The sequence below is a fragment of the Photorhabdus namnaonensis genome, assembly GCF_001684335.1.
Lineage (GTDB): Bacteria > Pseudomonadota > Gammaproteobacteria > Enterobacterales > Enterobacteriaceae > Photorhabdus > Photorhabdus namnaonensis.
Window position 1 is genome coordinate 22,327 of the sequence record NZ_LOIC01000094.1, and the last position, 16,446, is coordinate 38,772.

General features: G+C 44.2%; 14 protein-coding genes. 7 read left to right on the forward strand and 7 right to left on the reverse strand.

Going from position 1 to position 16,446, the window contains the following annotated elements; genetic code table 11:
- Positions 1-4: 4 nt before the first annotated feature.
- From fkpB to carB, 5 genes are all read left to right on the forward strand, one after another.
- On the forward strand, positions 5-475 hold the full coding sequence (gene fkpB / locus Phpb_RS21110) for an FKBP-type peptidyl-prolyl cis-trans isomerase (RefSeq protein ID WP_065392088.1): 471 nt from the start codon (positions 5-7) through the stop codon (positions 473-475).
- Positions 456-1,409, forward strand: coding sequence for a 4-hydroxy-3-methylbut-2-enyl diphosphate reductase (gene ispH, locus Phpb_RS21115; RefSeq protein ID WP_065392089.1), 954 nt, complete (start codon positions 456-458; stop codon positions 1,407-1,409). The genes fkpB and ispH overlap by 20 nt, the downstream gene beginning before the upstream one ends.
- A gap of 120 nt (positions 1,410-1,529) precedes the next feature.
- On the forward strand, positions 1,530-2,351 hold the full coding sequence (dapB, locus tag Phpb_RS21120; RefSeq protein ID WP_065392090.1) for a 4-hydroxy-tetrahydrodipicolinate reductase: 822 nt from the start codon (positions 1,530-1,532) through the stop codon (positions 2,349-2,351).
- Between the two features lie 434 nt (positions 2,352-2,785).
- The gene (gene carA, locus Phpb_RS21125) at positions 2,786-3,949 is read left to right on the forward strand and encodes a glutamine-hydrolyzing carbamoyl-phosphate synthase small subunit (RefSeq protein ID WP_065392091.1); all 1,164 of its coding nucleotides are present in this window, start codon (positions 2,786-2,788) and stop codon (positions 3,947-3,949) included.
- A gap of 15 nt (positions 3,950-3,964) precedes the next feature.
- Positions 3,965-7,189, forward strand: coding sequence for a carbamoyl-phosphate synthase large subunit (gene carB / locus Phpb_RS21130; protein WP_065392092.1), 3,225 nt, complete (start codon positions 3,965-3,967; stop codon positions 7,187-7,189).
- Between the two features lie 107 nt (positions 7,190-7,296).
- Here the strand turns inward: carB and Phpb_RS21135 are convergent, their stop codons facing one another.
- Positions 7,297-7,911 (reverse strand): LysE family translocator, encoded by a 615-nt coding sequence (locus Phpb_RS21135; protein ID WP_065392093.1) that lies wholly within the window; start codon positions 7,909-7,911, stop codon positions 7,297-7,299.
- Positions 7,912-8,089: 178 nt separating this feature from the next.
- Here Phpb_RS21135 and folA point away from each other — a divergent pair, with 178 nt between their 5' ends.
- Positions 8,090-8,575: a type 3 dihydrofolate reductase gene (gene folA / locus Phpb_RS21140; protein ID WP_011144983.1), complete on the forward strand. Its 486-nt coding sequence runs from the start codon at positions 8,090-8,092 to the stop codon at positions 8,573-8,575.
- 55 nt (positions 8,576-8,630) lie between these two features.
- Here folA and apaH read toward each other — a convergent pair whose 3' ends face one another.
- The 6 genes from apaH to lptD all read right to left on the reverse strand — a co-directional run bounded on the left by apaH (position 8,631) and on the right by lptD (position 15,342).
- Positions 8,631-9,446 carry a bis(5'-nucleosyl)-tetraphosphatase (symmetrical) ApaH gene (gene apaH, locus Phpb_RS21145; protein ID WP_065392094.1) on the reverse strand — a complete coding sequence of 272 codons (816 nt, stop codon included), beginning with the start codon at positions 9,444-9,446 and terminating at the stop codon, positions 8,631-8,633.
- A 2-nt stretch (positions 9,447-9,448) separates the two neighbouring features.
- A complete protein-coding gene (gene apaG, locus Phpb_RS21150; RefSeq protein ID WP_065392095.1) occupies positions 9,449-9,826 on the reverse strand; it encodes a Co2+/Mg2+ efflux protein ApaG in 378 nt (125 codons plus the stop codon).
- Between the two features lie 12 nt (positions 9,827-9,838).
- Positions 9,839-10,657: a 16S rRNA (adenine(1518)-N(6)/adenine(1519)-N(6))-dimethyltransferase RsmA gene (rsmA, locus tag Phpb_RS21155; protein ID WP_065392096.1), complete on the reverse strand. Its 819-nt coding sequence runs from the start codon at positions 10,655-10,657 to the stop codon at positions 9,839-9,841.
- A complete protein-coding gene (pdxA, locus tag Phpb_RS21160) occupies positions 10,650-11,669 on the reverse strand; it encodes a 4-hydroxythreonine-4-phosphate dehydrogenase PdxA (protein WP_065392097.1) in 1,020 nt (339 codons plus the stop codon). Before pdxA ends, rsmA begins: the two co-directional genes overlap by 8 nt.
- Positions 11,647-12,948 carry a peptidylprolyl isomerase SurA gene (surA, locus tag Phpb_RS21165; RefSeq protein ID WP_065392098.1) on the reverse strand — a complete coding sequence of 434 codons (1,302 nt, stop codon included), beginning with the start codon at positions 12,946-12,948 and terminating at the stop codon, positions 11,647-11,649. Before surA ends, pdxA begins: the two co-directional genes overlap by 23 nt.
- Positions 12,949-13,017: 69 nt before the next feature.
- Positions 13,018-15,342, reverse strand: coding sequence for an LPS assembly protein LptD (lptD, locus tag Phpb_RS21170; RefSeq protein ID WP_065392099.1), 2,325 nt, complete (start codon positions 15,340-15,342; stop codon positions 13,018-13,020).
- A gap of 185 nt (positions 15,343-15,527) precedes the next feature.
- Between lptD and djlA the strand changes: the two genes are divergently transcribed.
- Positions 15,528-16,349, forward strand: coding sequence for a co-chaperone DjlA (gene djlA, locus Phpb_RS21175; RefSeq protein ID WP_065392100.1), 822 nt, complete (start codon positions 15,528-15,530; stop codon positions 16,347-16,349).
- The last annotated feature ends 97 nt before the right edge of the window (positions 16,350-16,446 follow it).

Here is a 16,446-nt window from a genome sequence, read left to right on the forward strand (position 1 = left end):
TAATATGTCAAACCAGGTGCGGGAGGATAGTGCAGTTTTACTGCATTTCACTTTAAAACTGCAAGATGGCTCCATTGCCGATTCCACTTACACTCAGGGTAAACCTGCATTATTTCGTTTAGGTGATGGAACTCTTTCCTCACCTTTAGAACAGCAGCTTACTGGGTTAACAGAGGGAGATAAACATAGTTTTACTCTGGCTGGTGAAAATGTATTTGGCAAACCGAATCCTGATCTGATCCAATATTTTACTCCGCGTGATTTTGCTGAAACGGGTATGCCTGAAATTGGCACTATAATGTTATTTACGGCGATGAATGGCAGTGAAATGCCGGGTATAGTCAAAGCCGTAACAGAAGAATCTGTGACTGTTGATTTCAATCACCCATTAGCTGATCAGAACGTCACGTTTGAAATTGAAGTGTTGGAAATTGATCCACAATTGGAGGAAAACCATGCAGATATTGCTGGCTAACCCTCGCGGTTTTTGTGCCGGTGTTGACCGTGCTATCAGTATTGTAGAGCGCGCACTGGAATTATATGGTGCGCCGATCTATGTTCGTCATGAAGTTGTGCATAACCGTTATGTTGTAGATAACCTGCGCAAGCGGGGGGCTATCTTTATTGAAGAAATTTCAGAAGTACCGGATGACGCGATTCTGATTTTTTCGGCACATGGTGTTTCACAGGCTATTCGTGCAGAAGCGCGTTCTCGCAATTTGACCATGTTGTTCGATGCGACTTGCCCTTTAGTGACTAAAGTCCATATGGAGGTAGCAAGAGCCAGCCGCAAGGGTAAAGAAGCTATTCTGATTGGTCACGCTGGACATCCCGAAGTTGAAGGTACAATGGGTCAGTACAACAATGCGGAAGGTGGAATGTATCTGGTTGAATCTCCGGAAGACGTATGGAACTTGAAAGTCAAAGATGAAGACAACTTGTGTTTTATGACTCAAACCACGTTATCCGTTGATGATACTTCAGAAGTGATTGATGCGCTTAATGAACGATTCCCAAACATCGTCGGTCCTCGTAAAGATGATATCTGCTATGCGACGACTAACCGCCAGGAAGCGGTACGGGACCTGGCGTCTGATGCGGATATTGTCTTGGTTGTGGGTTCGAAGAATTCATCTAACTCTAATCGTCTTGCTGAGTTAGCTCAACGAGTTGGTAAGCCTGCTTATCTGATAGATTCTGCTGAGGATATTAAAGAAGAGTGGATTACCGGTACTTCTCTGGTTGGTGTAACTGCTGGCGCTTCGGCACCGGATATTTTAGTTCAGCAAGTTATTGAACGCCTGAAAAATCTTGGGGCTGATTCTGTCAGGGAATTACATGGTAGGGAAGAAAATATTGTGTTTGAAGTACCGAAAGAGTTACGTGTTGAAGTCAAAGAAGTTAGATAAATAATCTAAATTATTAAGATAAATACTAATAAAGTAGTGTATATGTTCTTTATTTAAGACATTCATCTGACTGATCATCCTGTTAAATCAGGAAAAGGACTAACTTCATAGTGAGGGCTTATGGCTGATACAGATATTCGTGTTGCTATTGTTGGCGCTGGTGGGCGTATGGGACGTCAGTTGATTCAGGCTATTTATCAATTAGATGGTGTGGCTCTTGGTGCGGCTTTGGAACGTTCGGGTTCTTCTCTGATTGGCGCAGATGCTGGAGAGTTAGCGGGTATTGGTCATATAGGTGTGACTGTTTGTGATGACCTGAAAAGTATTGTTGATAATGTTGATGTCCTTATCGATTTTACCCGTCCGGAAGGAACGTTGACTCATCTTGAAATTTGTCGCCAGAACGGTAAAGCGATAGTGATTGGTACAACTGGTTTTGATGAGGCAGGTAAACAGGCAATTAAAGAGGCTTCTGTTGATATCCCGATTGTATTTGCCGCGAATTTTAGTGTAGGTGTAAATCTGGTACTTAAGTTATTGGAAAAAGCAGCGAAAGTGATGGGTGAGTATAGTGATATCGAAATTATCGAAGCACATCACCGTCATAAAGTGGATGCGCCATCAGGAACAGCTTTAGCAATGGGAGAATCTATTGCTCATGCCTTGGGGCGGGATCTGAAAGAGTGTGCTGTCTATGCCCGTGAAGGTTATACCGGTGAACGTGATCCGAAAAGTATTGGTTTTGCGACTGTCCGTGCCGGGGATATCGTAGGTGAGCATACCGCTATGTTTGCTGATATTGGGGAGAGAGTAGAGATAACTCATAAGGCTTCCAGTCGGATGACGTTTGCAAATGGTGCTGTAAAGGCTGCTTTATGGCTAAGTGGTAAAAATAGTGGTCTTTTTGATATGAAAGATGTGCTGAATCTTGACTTACTTTGAAATAAATTTTTTTCAACTTATTGATATCGCATAATTAAATATTTTATTGTGCGATTTTTAATTTATTTTTTTAATTCTATTATTCTTTGGTTTATTTTTCCTATTTTTGTCTTATTTATAACCTTAATTTTCTGCTTTTTTCTCCTTTTCATGATTATTTTCAACTTTTCATCTAAGAATCAAGTTTTCTATGTTGATTACCGTTTTCTAAATTAGTTTTGTTGCTGTTTTTAGTCTTATTTCATTAATTCAGTCAGTGAAATGTGTAAAAAAATAAGAAAAGTAACATTTTTTGTAGACAACTCCCCCTCTCATCATTAGAATGCGCGCAATTTGCCAAAATTTTGCCTAAAAAGCAGCTTTGGCATTGATTTTGAGGAATAAATCTGAATTAATATGCACTAATTGCGAGTAATTATTCTTTGGAGGGCGTTTTGATTAAGTCAGCTATATTGGTTCTGGAAGACGGAACCCAATTCCACGGTCGTGCCATCGGTGCGGAAGGGGCGGCAGTTGGGGAAGTGGTTTTCAATACCTCGATGACCGGATATCAAGAAATTCTCACAGACCCTTCCTATTCCCGCCAAATTGTCACTCTTACTTATCCCCATATTGGTAATGTCGGTGTTAACTCAGTCGATAAAGAATCACTAAAAGTACAGGCTCAAGGGCTAGTGATTCGTGATCTACCTCTGTTGACCAGTAACTTCCGCTGTGAAGAAACGCTTTCCGATTACCTTAAACGCCATAATATTGTTGCGATAGCAGATATCGATACCCGTAAACTTACGCGTTTGTTAAGAGAAAAGGGTTCGCAGAATGGTTGTATTATAGCAGGTAAGCAGGTTGACGCTCAGGTTGCTCTGGAAAAAGCGCAAGCGTTTCCGGGACTGGAGGGGATGGATTTAGCAAAAGAGGTGACAACTAAACAGATTTATCCGTGGTTACAGGGGAGCTGGACGTTGGCGGAGGGATTACTGGAAGATAAGCAAGAGCAGGATCTACCCTATCATGTTGTTGCTTATGACTTTGGTGCAAAACGAAATATTTTGCGAATGATGGTGGATCGTGGCTGCCGCCTGACAGTTGTTCCTGCCCAGACACCGGCTGAAGATGTGCTGAAACTGAATCCAGATGGTATTTTCTTATCTAATGGACCGGGGGACCCGGCACCTTGTGGCTATGCAATCGAAGCAATTAAAACCCTGCTTGAGACAGAGATTCCAATTTTTGGTATCTGTCTTGGACACCAATTGCTGGCATTGGCGAGTGGAGCGGAAACCATGAAAATGAAATTCGGCCATCATGGTGCTAATCATCCGGTAAGAGATCTTGAATGTAATGTTGTTATGATTACTGCCCAAAACCACGGTTTTGCTGTAGATGAAAGATCATTGCCGTCAAATCTGAACATTACTCATAAATCTCTGTTTGACGGTACGTTGCAAGGGATTCATCGCACAGATAAACCCGCGTTCAGTTTCCAGGGGCACCCAGAAGCCAGCCCTGGTCCACATGAAACAGCATCGTTATTTGATCACTTTATTGACCTAATTGAACAGTATTGTCAGAAAAATAATCGTCATAACACCAAGTAATCAGGAGAAAATAAAATGGCAAAACGTACTGATATTAAAAGTATCCTGATTCTGGGTGCTGGCCCAATTGTTATTGGTCAGGCTTGTGAATTCGACTATTCAGGAGCACAAGCCTGTAAGGCGTTACGGGAAGAGGGTTATCGTGTCGTTCTGGTGAACTCGAACCCTGCTACCATTATGACTGATCCAGAGATGGCCGATGCTACTTATATTGAGCCGATCCACTGGGAAGTGGTGCGTAAAATCATTGAAAAAGAGCGTCCTGATGCGATTCTGCCAACAATGGGCGGGCAAACTGCACTCAACTGTGCTTTAGAATTAGAGCATCAGGGAGTCCTGAAAGAGTTTGGCGTTACTATGATTGGCGCTACCGCAGATGCGATTGATAAAGCGGAAGATCGGCGCCGTTTCGATATAGCAATGAAAAAGATCGGCTTAGAAACTCCGCGTTCTGGTATCGCCCATTCAATGGAAGAAGCGTTGGCAGTTGCTGATAAAGTCGGTTTTCCTTGTATTATCCGCCCCTCCTTCACTATGGGAGGAAGTGGTGGCGGCATCGCCTATAACCGTGAAGAATTTGAGGAAATTTGTGAGCGTGGCTTGGATCTTTCACCAACCAACGAACTCTTGATTGATGAATCTCTGATTGGTTGGAAAGAGTATGAAATGGAGGTTGTGCGGGATAAAAACGATAACTGCATTATCGTTTGCTCCATTGAAAACTTTGATGCGATGGGGATTCACACCGGTGATTCCATCACCGTCGCCCCGGCGCAAACGCTGACGGATAAAGAGTATCAAATCATGCGTAACGCTTCGATGGCGGTATTGCGTGAAATCGGTGTAGAAACTGGGGGATCTAACGTACAGTTTGCGGTGAACCCAAAAAATGGCCGTTTAGTTATCATCGAAATGAATCCACGCGTTTCCCGCTCTTCTGCGTTGGCTTCGAAAGCGACAGGTTTCCCGATTGCTAAAATTGCCGCTAAATTGGCTGTGGGTTATACCCTTGACGAATTGATGAATGATATCACTGGTGGTCGCACGCCAGCTTCCTTTGAACCTTCTATTGATTACGTAGTCACTAAAGTTCCTCGCTTTAATTTCGAGAAATTCGCTGGGGCTAATGATCGTCTGACAACCCAGATGAAATCTGTTGGTGAGGTGATGGCGATTGGCCGTACTCAGCAAGAATCTCTGCAAAAAGCATTACGTGGTTTGGAAATCGGGGCAACCGGCTTTGATCCGAAAGTCAATTTGGATGATCCAGAAGCACTGACTAAAATTCGTCGCGAATTAAAAGACGCGGGTGCTGAGCGTATCTGGTATATCGCTGATGCTTTCCGTGCGGGTATGTCTGTTGATGGTGTTTTTAACCTGACTGATATTGATCGCTGGTTCTTAGTGCAAATTGAAGAACTGGTGCGATTGGAAGAGCAGGTGGCGGAGCAGGGCATTAACAGCTTGACGGCCGACTTCCTGCGGCTTCTGAAACGCAAAGGTTTTGCTGATGCACGTTTGGCAAAACTGGTCGGTGTGGCCGAAAAAGAGATCCGTAAACTGCGCCACAAATATAATTTGTATCCGGTTTATAAGCGCGTTGATACCTGTGCGGCAGAATTTGCGACTGATACCGCATACATGTATTCCACTTATGAAGATGAGTGTGAAGCTAATCCGAATAGTGACAAGCCCAAAATCATGGTATTGGGTGGTGGTCCTAATCGTATTGGGCAAGGGATTGAATTCGATTATTGTTGTGTTCATGCAGCCCTGGCACTGCGTGAAGATGGGTATGAAACCATCATGGTGAACTGTAACCCGGAAACCGTTTCAACAGATTACGATACTTCGGACCGTCTCTATTTCGAACCGGTGACTTTGGAAGATGTTCTTGAGATTGTACGTGTTGAACAACCAAAAGGGGTGATTGTTCAGTATGGTGGTCAGACTCCGCTGAAATTGGCTCGTGAACTGGAAATCGCCGGTGTTCCAATTATTGGTACCAGCCCGGATGCGATTGATCGTGCGGAAGATCGTGAACGTTTCAAACAGGCAGTAAATCGTCTTGGCCTGAAACAGCCTGAAAATGCCACAGTAACCACGATAGAACGCGCAGTTGAGAAGGCAAACATTCTCGGTTATCCGTTGGTGGTTCGTCCATCTTATGTTTTGGGTGGTCGCGCGATGGAAATCGTATATGACGAAATTGACCTGCGTCGTTACTTCCAGACTGCGGTCAGTGTCTCTAATGATGCCCCGGTATTGCTTGATTGTTTCCTTGATGATGCAGTGGAAGTGGACGTTGACGCTATTTGTGACGGTGAGCGTGTCTTGATTGGCGGCATTATGGAACATATTGAGCAGGCTGGAGTGCATTCCGGCGACTCAGCTTGTTCACTGCCTGCTTACACCTTAAGTCAGGAAATTCAGGATGTTATGCGTGAGCAGGTAGAAAAACTGGCATTTGAATTGGGTGTGCGTGGTTTGATGAATGTCCAGTTTGCCGTCAAGAATGATGAGGTTTACCTGATTGAGGTCAACCCGCGTGCGGCTCGTACTGTGCCATTTGTTTCTAAAGCGACCGGCTTACCACTGGCGAAAGTCGCAGCTCGAGTGATGGTTGGTCAATCTCTGGCTGAGCAAGGTGCAACTCAGGAGATCATCCCACCATACTATTCGGTGAAAGAGGTTGTATTGCCTTTCAACAAATTCCCTGGTGTAGATCCGATTCTTGGGCCTGAAATGCGGTCAACCGGAGAAGTAATGGGAGTTGGGCGTACATTCGCCGAAGCTTTCTCAAAAGCGTTATTGGGGTGTAGCGCTAAAATGCCACAGAGTGGTAGAGCGCTTCTGTCAGTGCGTGAAGGTGATAAAGGCCGGGTTGTGGATTTGGCCGCTAAGTTGCTGAAACAGGGTTTTGAACTGGATGCGACTCATGGTACTGCGGTTGTGCTAGGTGAAGCGGGGATTAACCCTCGTCTGGTGAATAAAGTTCATGAAGGGCGTCCGCATATTCAGGATAGAATCAAAAATGGTGAATATAGCTATATTGTAAATACGACTGCGGGCCGTCAGGCAATTGAGGATTCCAAACTCATTCGCCGTAGTGCGCTGCAATATAAAGTGCATTATGACACCACATTGAATGGTGGGTTTGCGACAACAATGGCACTGAGCGCAGATCCAACTGAGCAGGTGATTTCTGTACAGGAAATGCATGCGGCGATTAATAGCTAGTCTATATTCTAATTAATTGAAGTAAAAAAAGTGCGCTCTGTTCAGCGCACTTTTTTATGTTTATTTTTATGTTTATTGAAAAATTAAAGAGAAAGAATCACTGTCTGTTATCCTATTGCTACTTTGACACCTAAGCCAATCAAAACAATACCTAGTAGTTTATCAATGATCTTCTGAGTTTTCGCTAATCTGCGGCGTATCGGCGCGCTTTGGATCAATATGACTAACAGAGGCCAATAGATGACCGACAATCCCCAGATAATAGAGGCATACCACAATTTCTCGCCAACACCAGAATTGACATTTAGCAATTGGGTAAATATTGCCAGGAAGAACAACGTTGCTTTGGGATTGAGCAAATTACATAAAAACCCCTGCATAAACGCTTTTTTGAAAGTGACTCTCTGTCGTGGTTGATCATCGAGAGTGAAAGTATTCCTTCCGCGAGAAAACAGGCTATTGATCCCAATCCAAATAAGATAAGCCGCTCCAGCGTATTTCATCAGATTAAATAGCCACGGCGTTGTGGTGATAACAATAGCCAACCCGGCGACACAGTAAACCATATGGCAAGCGATAGCGGCGATTAAGCCTACAACTGTCATCATGGCGGCAGAACGTTGGTAACGTATGGCATTTTTGACTACCAAAAAGAAATCAGGACCGGGAGAGAGCATACCCAACGTTGAGATAGTGATGACGACCAGTGATGTTTCTAGCATAATGTACCCTATAGTTAATATTAGTTTTGTTATTATTTTGATCAATAAATGTCTTAAGTAATAAACCAAGTATAAATTAATTTTTTGTACTGAAGAAGGTGTTGAGCCTATCGACGGGGTACATCCCTTTCCGTATAGTGTCATCAATTTTTATACTATTTGCCTATAAGGTGGCTTAATGAATATCAGCTTGATCGCTGCTTTAGCTATGGATCGGGTTATCGGCATGGAGAATAAAATGCCGTGGAATCTACCGGGGGATTTGGCCTGGTTTAAACGTAATACATTGAATAAACCCGTTATTATGGGGAGAGTGACTTATGAATCCATCGGTCACCCGTTACCGGGAAGACTCAATATTGTATTGAGTAATCAGCCGGGTAATGATGAACGTGTAACCTGGGTAAGCTCAGTTGATGAAGCACTGGCTGTGGCGGGTGATGCAGAAGAGGTTATGGTCATGGGTGGTGGTAAAGTTTATGACCAATTTATTTCACGAGCGAGTCGTATGTACCTGACACACATCGATGCGGAAGTGATCGGTGATACGCATTTTCCTGATTATGAACCGGATGAATGGGATTCTGAATTTACTGAATACCATGATGCCGATGAATTGAATTCTCACAGCTACTGTTTTGAGATTTTACAACGTCGCCTCTAATTGATAGAACACGCCGATGAGCTTTTTTCACGGCGTGTCTGGATTTAATGCTGTTTTACTGAGGTAACGATAATTGCGTGAAATATTGTTTATCTTCCCAACGTAGCATCGTCAGTTGTCTTCCCCAACAACACCCTGTATCCAATGCATAAAACCCGTCGGGTGTTCCCTGACCTTCTAATGATGCCCAGTGACCGAAAACGATGGCATACCCTGATGGGATCTGGCGTGGCAGTTCAAACCAGGGTTTTAGCGGCGCAGGCGCATTTTCGGGCTTATCTTTGCACAACATGTCCAATTGACCATTTGGAAAACAGTAACGCATACGTGTCAATGTATTGGTACTGAAGCGCAAACGCGCTAGTCCAGAGAGTTCTTGTGACCAGTTGTTTGGCATATCTCCATACATGGAATTGAGAAACAGAGGGTAACTGCTACTGTTGAGCATAGTTTCAACTTCGCTAGCGCACATTTTGGCTGTTTCCAAATCCCATTGAGGCGTAATGCCAGCATGTGTCATGAGTAGTTTTAGATCATCATCGCACTGTAGTAACGGTTGTTTGCGTAGCCAATTAATTAATTCATCGGCATCTGGCGCAGACAGTAATGAATCAATTTTATCTTTAGGTTTATTACGGCTGATCCTGGCATAAACTCCCAATAAATGGAGATCGTGATTGCCTAGTACCACTTTTGCGGCTGAGCCTAGCTGTTTAACATACCGGAGAACGTTAAGAGAGTCTGGGCCGCGGGCAACTAAATCCCCTGTTAACCACAACGTGTCCTTCTTAGGATCAAAATCGACTTTAATTAGTAAAGCTCGTAATTCACGATAACAGCCGTGAATATCACCAATGAGATAGGTAGACATAATCAATTAATCAGCGTTGGGATAGCCAGACGGAAAACCGGAATGGCAACGCGGAATGGGTCGCCATTGTGGTCGACCATTTCATAATGGCCTTCCATAGTACCCAAGGGTGTTTCCAATATTGCGCCGCTGGTGTAGCGGTATTCGGTCCCTGGCTGGATTATGGGTTGTTTACCAACAACACCTTCCCCCTGAACTTCTGTTTGATGACCATCACTGTTAGTAATTAGCCAGTAACGATTAATTAACTGAACCAGTTCGCGCCCAAGATTTCGGATAGTGATTGTATAGGCAAAAACGAAACGCCGTTGATCGGGACACGATTGACTTTCTACATAAACACTTTGTACCTGAATAGAAACCCTGGGCGTATTAATCATAATTGACTCCTGTTATGACAGCATTTCAGGTTGTTCTGATAGCCAGTTTGCCATTTTACAGTACTGCTCAACAGAAATATTTTCTGCACGGGTACTTGGATCGATACCAAGTTCCGTTAGCTGTTCTACAGTAAAAAGATCACCGAGGCTGTTACGGATGGTTTTACGCCGTTGGTTGAAAGCTTGGGTCGTGATCCGGCTCAGCATACGAATATTTTTGACGGGGTGAGGTATGCTTTTGTGCGGTATCAGACGTACAACGGCTGAATCGACTTTAGGTGCGGGAGTAAACGCGGTTGGCGGTACTTCCAGCACAGGGATAACCTGACAATAATATTGGGCCATGACACTCAAACGCCCGAAAGTTTTACTTCCGGGGCCAGCTACCAGACGGTTCACCACCTCTTTTTGTAACATAAAATGCATGTCGGCAATAGCATCAGTATAGCTGAAAAGGTGGAACATTAACGGCGTGGAAATATTATAAGGTAAATTACCAAAGACGCGCAGCGGCTCCCCTCTTTGCTGAGACAATTCGCCAAAATTAACCGTCATGGCATCTTGCTGGATAATGGTAAGTTTATCTTTTAATTGTGGATGGATTTGTAGACGAGCGGCCAAATCGCGGTCAAGTTCAACCACGGTCATTTTATCCATGCGCTCGCCGACCGGTTCTGTCAATGCACCAAGACCGGGGCCAATTTCCAACACTGCTTGGCCGGGTTGTGGATTGATAGCGGCAACAATACTATCAATGATAAATTGATCGGTTAAGAAGTTCTGCCCGAAACGTTTACGGGCAAAATGCCCTTGGTGGACTCTGTTATTCATTACTGTTTTGTATCATTTTAATTGCTAAGTTCAATGCGGTGATAAAGCTTCCCGCATCAGCTTGACCTGTCCCGGCCAGTTCTAGTGCTGTGCCATGATCGACCGAAGTACGGATAAACGGTAGACCTAATGTAATATTCACGGCTCTACCAAAACCTTGGTATTTTAGCACGGGTAATCCTTGGTCGTGATACATCGAGAGCACGGCGTCTGCATGTTGAAGATATTTAGGTTGAAACAGGGTATCTGCTGGTAAAGGGCCCTCCAGCACAATACCTTCCGCTCTCAGGCTGGCTAACGCGGGAATAATAACATCGATCTCTTCCCGTCCCATATGGCCGCCTTCTCCAGCATGGGGATTCAGACCGCAAACATAAATACAGGGTTTTGCCAGACCAAACTTTGTTTTTAAATCATGGTTAAGAATAGTAATCACTTCCCGCAGATTATCGAAAGTGATGGACTTTGGTACATCAACAATAGGCAGATGAGTCGTTGCCAAGGCAACCCGAAGCTCTTCTGTTGCAAGCATCATGACGACTCGCTGGCATCCACTGCGATCGGCAAAGAATTCGGTATGGCCGATAAAAGGTACGCCGGCATCATTGATATTCCCTTTATGAACCGGTCCTGTGACTAATGCTGAAAATTCTCCGTTTAAACAGCCGTCACAGGCTCGTGCCAGTGTTTCAGTGACATATCTGCCGTTTTCTTGGTTCAATTCGCCGGCGAGTGCGGGGGCATGAAGAGGAACTGGCAATATTGTCAACGTCCCGGCAGCCTGTGGTTCGGGAGTTTTGTCAGCAGAGTATTCTTGTAATTGCAAAGGTAAATTAAGTTGTTTAGCTCTGTCGAGAAGCAGGTTGCGGTCTGCGCAAGCGACCAATTGCATTGGCCAACTTTGTTGAGCGAGAGCAACCGTTAAGTCGGGTCCAACCCCGGCAGGCTCGCCGGGGGTAATAACAATTGGTTTATTGATAATAATCGGTTTATTGTTGTGCATCGCTGCCATCTAAAATTTTCACATAAGCTGAGGAGCGTTGTTCCTGCATCCAGCTTTGTGCTTCTTCGGTGAATTTACGGTTGAACAACATACGGTAAGCGCGATCTTTCTGAGCGGCATCTGTTTTATCAACTTTGCGGGTATCCAATAGTTGGATCAGATGCCAGCCAAAAGATGAGTGAACGGGTTGACTGATTTCACCTTTATTCAGGCGCATTAACGCGTCGCGGAAAGCAGGATCATAGATGTCAGGGGTAGTCCAGCCGAGATCGCCACCACGTAGGGCTGAGCCAGGATCGTCTGAAAACTCTTTTGCGGCATCGGCAAAATCAGTTTTTCCGCTGCGAATATCACTGGCGATTTGCTGCAACTTGATGCGCGCCTGATCATCGGTCATGACAGGGGAAGTTCTCAATAGAATATGGCGGGCGTGAACTTCAGTGACGGCGATGGTTGGGTTACCGCCACGGATATCATTGACTTTGAGAATATGGAAACCAACACCGGAGCGGATTGGGCCAACGATGGCTCCTTTCTGAGCTGATTGCAGTTGTTCAGCAAACAGAGTTGGTAATTCCTCAAGCCGACTCCAGCCCATATTACCGCCTTTCAGCGCTTGTGGATCCGCAGAGTAAGCGATCGCCAATTTACCGAAATCAACACCATGTTTAAGTTCAGACATAATTTTCTGCACTACCGTCATGGCTTTTTCCATTTGTGTCTGATCAGGGTTTTCTGGCAATGGGATCAGAATATGGCTGATATTCAGTTCTGTATCGTTAGTATTCTGGTTACTAATTTGTTTAACTAAGGCGTCGATCTCTTGAGGCAAAATGGTGACACGACGGCGAACTTCATTATTGCGCACCTCTGCTATCATCATCTCTTTACGGATTTGATCACGGTAAGTATCGAAACTCATTCCGTCAGCAGTAATGCGATATTTCATTTGTTCCACAGTGATGTGGTTCTGAGCCGCAATATTGGCAATTGTAGAATCCAATGCTTGATCAGGAATGGTGATCCCCATCTGTTTTGCCATTTGTAACAGGATGTTATCCATAATCAGACGTTCAAGGATCTGATGACGTAGCGTTTGTTCATCCGGTATTTGCTGGCCGGCATGTTGCGCATCCAGTTTGACAGATTGTAAGCGGTTGTTGATGTCGCTCTCCAGTACCACTCCGTTATTAACGACCGCAGCAATTTTATCCATTTGCTGAGGCGCTGCGAAGGCAGTACTCACTGAAAACATCAATCCGAAAATGAGAGTTCTCCAGTTCTTCATACTTTTCCCATCATATGTAGGTTCCGCAGTAGCGGATTTATCGTGTTTAATATCAAAACGCTATTGGCATCAGAATGCTCGTTGGTATGGCATGATGCCAGACTTCAACATTTTCTGGCTACCTAAACTATGATTGTTACTTAAGCCACGAAGTTCAAAATTAAATGACCATTTGTTGTCATATTCGCTATCGTTGTCTTTCCAACCAATGATCTTGCGTTCATAACCAACGTTGATTGCCCAGCAACAAGTGTTGTACTGCAAACCCACTAACTGACTTGCCGGTTGCTGTTCTTTAGTATCGTAGTAATAAGCGCCTACGAAACCCCAGCGATCACTTAACGGCCAACTTGTAACCAGACCGACTTGAGAAATCCCTTGCTGGAAAGCCGGAGCGCTTTTAGCTGTAGCTTGGATATAATCACTGTCAACAAAACGATAGTTCAATTGCACAAGTCGGTCTTCATCACGGCGATATTCTAGCACTGCATTTCCCATCGTTACGCTGCTTAGGCGAGTATCGTATTGCATGCCACCTTTCAAGCCCCAGGAATCATTAATTTTCCAGTAAGTATCACCTGCCCAGGTCATCATACCTGTACTATCTTTACTGTTGATGATGGTTTCTTTACCGGTGCGTGGACGTTCAAAGTAATAGATTTGACCTAATGACAGGTTAAAACGTTCAACTAAACCTTCATCATAAAGGCGGGTAGTAAGACCGGTAGTCACTTGATTGGCAGATGAAATACGGTCCAGACCACCATAGAAGCGGTCACGGAACAGGCCGGTATAGTCAGTTTGTAGTAAAGATGAGTCGAAATTGTTGATATTATCCTGATCTTTGTATGGCACATACAGATACTGAACCTGCGGTTCTAGCGTTTGAGTGTAATTGCTGTTCAGGTATGTTGAACGCTCAAATACCATTTTGGCTTCGCTTTTGAACTGTGGCAGGACCCGGTTAACAGATTCTTTATATTCAGAATTCTCAAGAGATTTAGGAATATCCTGCTGATAGTGAGTCGCCATCAGCTTAACTTCATTATTCATACTGGACCAACCATTAGAGAGTGGCAGGTTAATGGAGGGTTCCAGATGCCAGCGGGTTGCTTCCGGGTTGTTTTTGCCTACGCTGGTGAATTTTACCGCCTGACCATAAACTTTAAGATCAAATGGCCCGAGATCGTTTTTGTAATAGTTCAAATCCAACTGTGGTTCAGCTCTGTAAGCTTTTCTACTGGTATCTTTAGAAAAAATTTGGAACTGTTTAGTTGATAGCGTGGCATTCCAGTTCTGTTGAGCATAGCCCAGACTGAATTTTTGCGTAGCGTAGCCATCGGTGGTGGAACCATACTGAGAGCTGAAATCAGAAAAATATTCGGGATCACTGACTTTGGTATAGTCGATATTAAAACGCCATACCCTATCCATCACACCACTGTGTCTCCAATAAAATAACCAACGATTATCACTCTCTCTGGCGGTACGTGTGTTTGTCTTTTTGTCTTTGACATACTGCTCGTCGTTATTCAGCCAGTCGAGAGCGAGGGTGCCTGTGCCTGCTTTGGTTAAATAACGGAATTCATTATCCAGTTTTAAACCACGTTTACTGATATAGTGCGGTGTAATCGTCGCATCATAATTCGGGGCGATATTCCAGTAATAAGGTAGCTGAAATTCAAAGCCGTCTTTTTTGGAATAGCTGGCGTTAGGAATAAGAAAACCGGAACGGCGTTTATTACCGATCGGTAATTGAAGATACGGACTGTAAAATACTGGAACATTCGCCACCCTGAAACGGGCATTCCATATTTCAGCCACTTCTTCTTCACGATCGAGAATAACTTCGGAGCCGACAACGCTCCAGCTATCATTACCCGGCAGGCAGGAGGTAAAAGTACCTTTATCCAGAATGGCATAACGGTTCTCGCCACGCAGTTTCATTTTGTCCGCGGTGCCGCGCCCCTGACGCCCGACCATCTGATAATCACCCTGATACATATCGGTATCTTTATTATTTAAATTAGACCAGGCGCGTGGACCTTTTAGAATAATCTGAGGATCGTCATAATGAACATTACCTGTTGCAGTCACGGTTCTTAACGGAACTTCATCTTCTGTCTGATCAAGCTGTACTTTATCTGCGGTTAGGGTCTTATTACCCTGTTTAATATTGACATTACCGATAAATTTAGCAGAGCGTGGATAATCTGCGCGTGAATCATCTGCCAGAATATTGATAGGAAGTTGATTGAGATCGCCATTAATGATTGGCTGATCATAAACAGGTATACCCAGCATACATTGTGCTGCGAGATCAGCATGTGCATGCTGACCATAAAGTGCGGCCCATACCGTTGTGGCCAGCAAAGTTGGATAACATTTCTTCATAGATATTTATGCGGTTCCGTCATCAGTGGCGTTATGCCGGGCAAACCTCAAGAGACTAGCGCACTCGATGAATATGCGCCAGTGTAAAGTCATACCTTATACTTATCTTGCCGTTAGGCACGGAGCTGAATGAATAGTATGATAATGCAAAACGACACTCAGAGCATTGGTGAATTGAGGAGTATATGCATTATTGGGGAAAATTGCTTGGGCTGATTTTTGGTGTTGTGTCTGGAGCCGGCTTTTGGGGGATTGTCATTGGTCTGTTTATTGGTCATATGCTTGATAGGGCCAGTGCACGGAGAAACCAAGGTTTTTTCGCAAATAATCAGTCTCGTCAATTGCTATTTTTCAGTAGTACTTTTCAGGTGATGGGGCATATTACTAAATCAAAAGGGCGGGTGACTGAAACAGATATTCGTCTTGCGAGCCAGTTAATGGATCGAATGCAACTTCATGGACAAGCCAGGATCGCGGCACAGCAGGCTTTTCGTGAAGGTAAAGAGCCCAATTTTCCTTTGCGTGAGACACTAAGACAATTGCGTCGTGCCTGTTTTGGCCGGTCTGACTTAGTTCGTATGTTTTTGGAGATCCAATTACAGGCTGCATTTTCTGATGGGCAATTGCATCCGAATGAAAGGAAAGTGCTGTTTATTATTGCTGATGAACTTGGGATCTCTCGTAATCAATTTGAACAATTCCTTGCCATGATGGAAGGTGGCCGCAATTTCGGTGATGGTGGAGAGTGGCGGCAACAGCAGTATGGCGGTTATCAAGGGGTCGCGCAGGGGCCAACACTCGCGGACGCTTGTAAGGTGTTGGGTGTGCGTGAAAAGGATGACGCGACGACCATTAAACGTGCCTATCGTAGATTGATGAGTGAACACCATCCAGATAAGCTGGTAGCAAAAGGTTTACCACCGGAAATGATGGAGATTGCTAAACAAAAGGCCCAGTCAATTCAGGCTGCCTATGATCTCATTAAAAAAGAGAAGGGTTTTAAATAGGCTATTTTTTTATCTTTAAAAACATGCTACTACTAAATGTATAGGGGAATAACATCCCCTACGGTTGTTGAGTTTATTTTTTATTTCTCTAAAATAT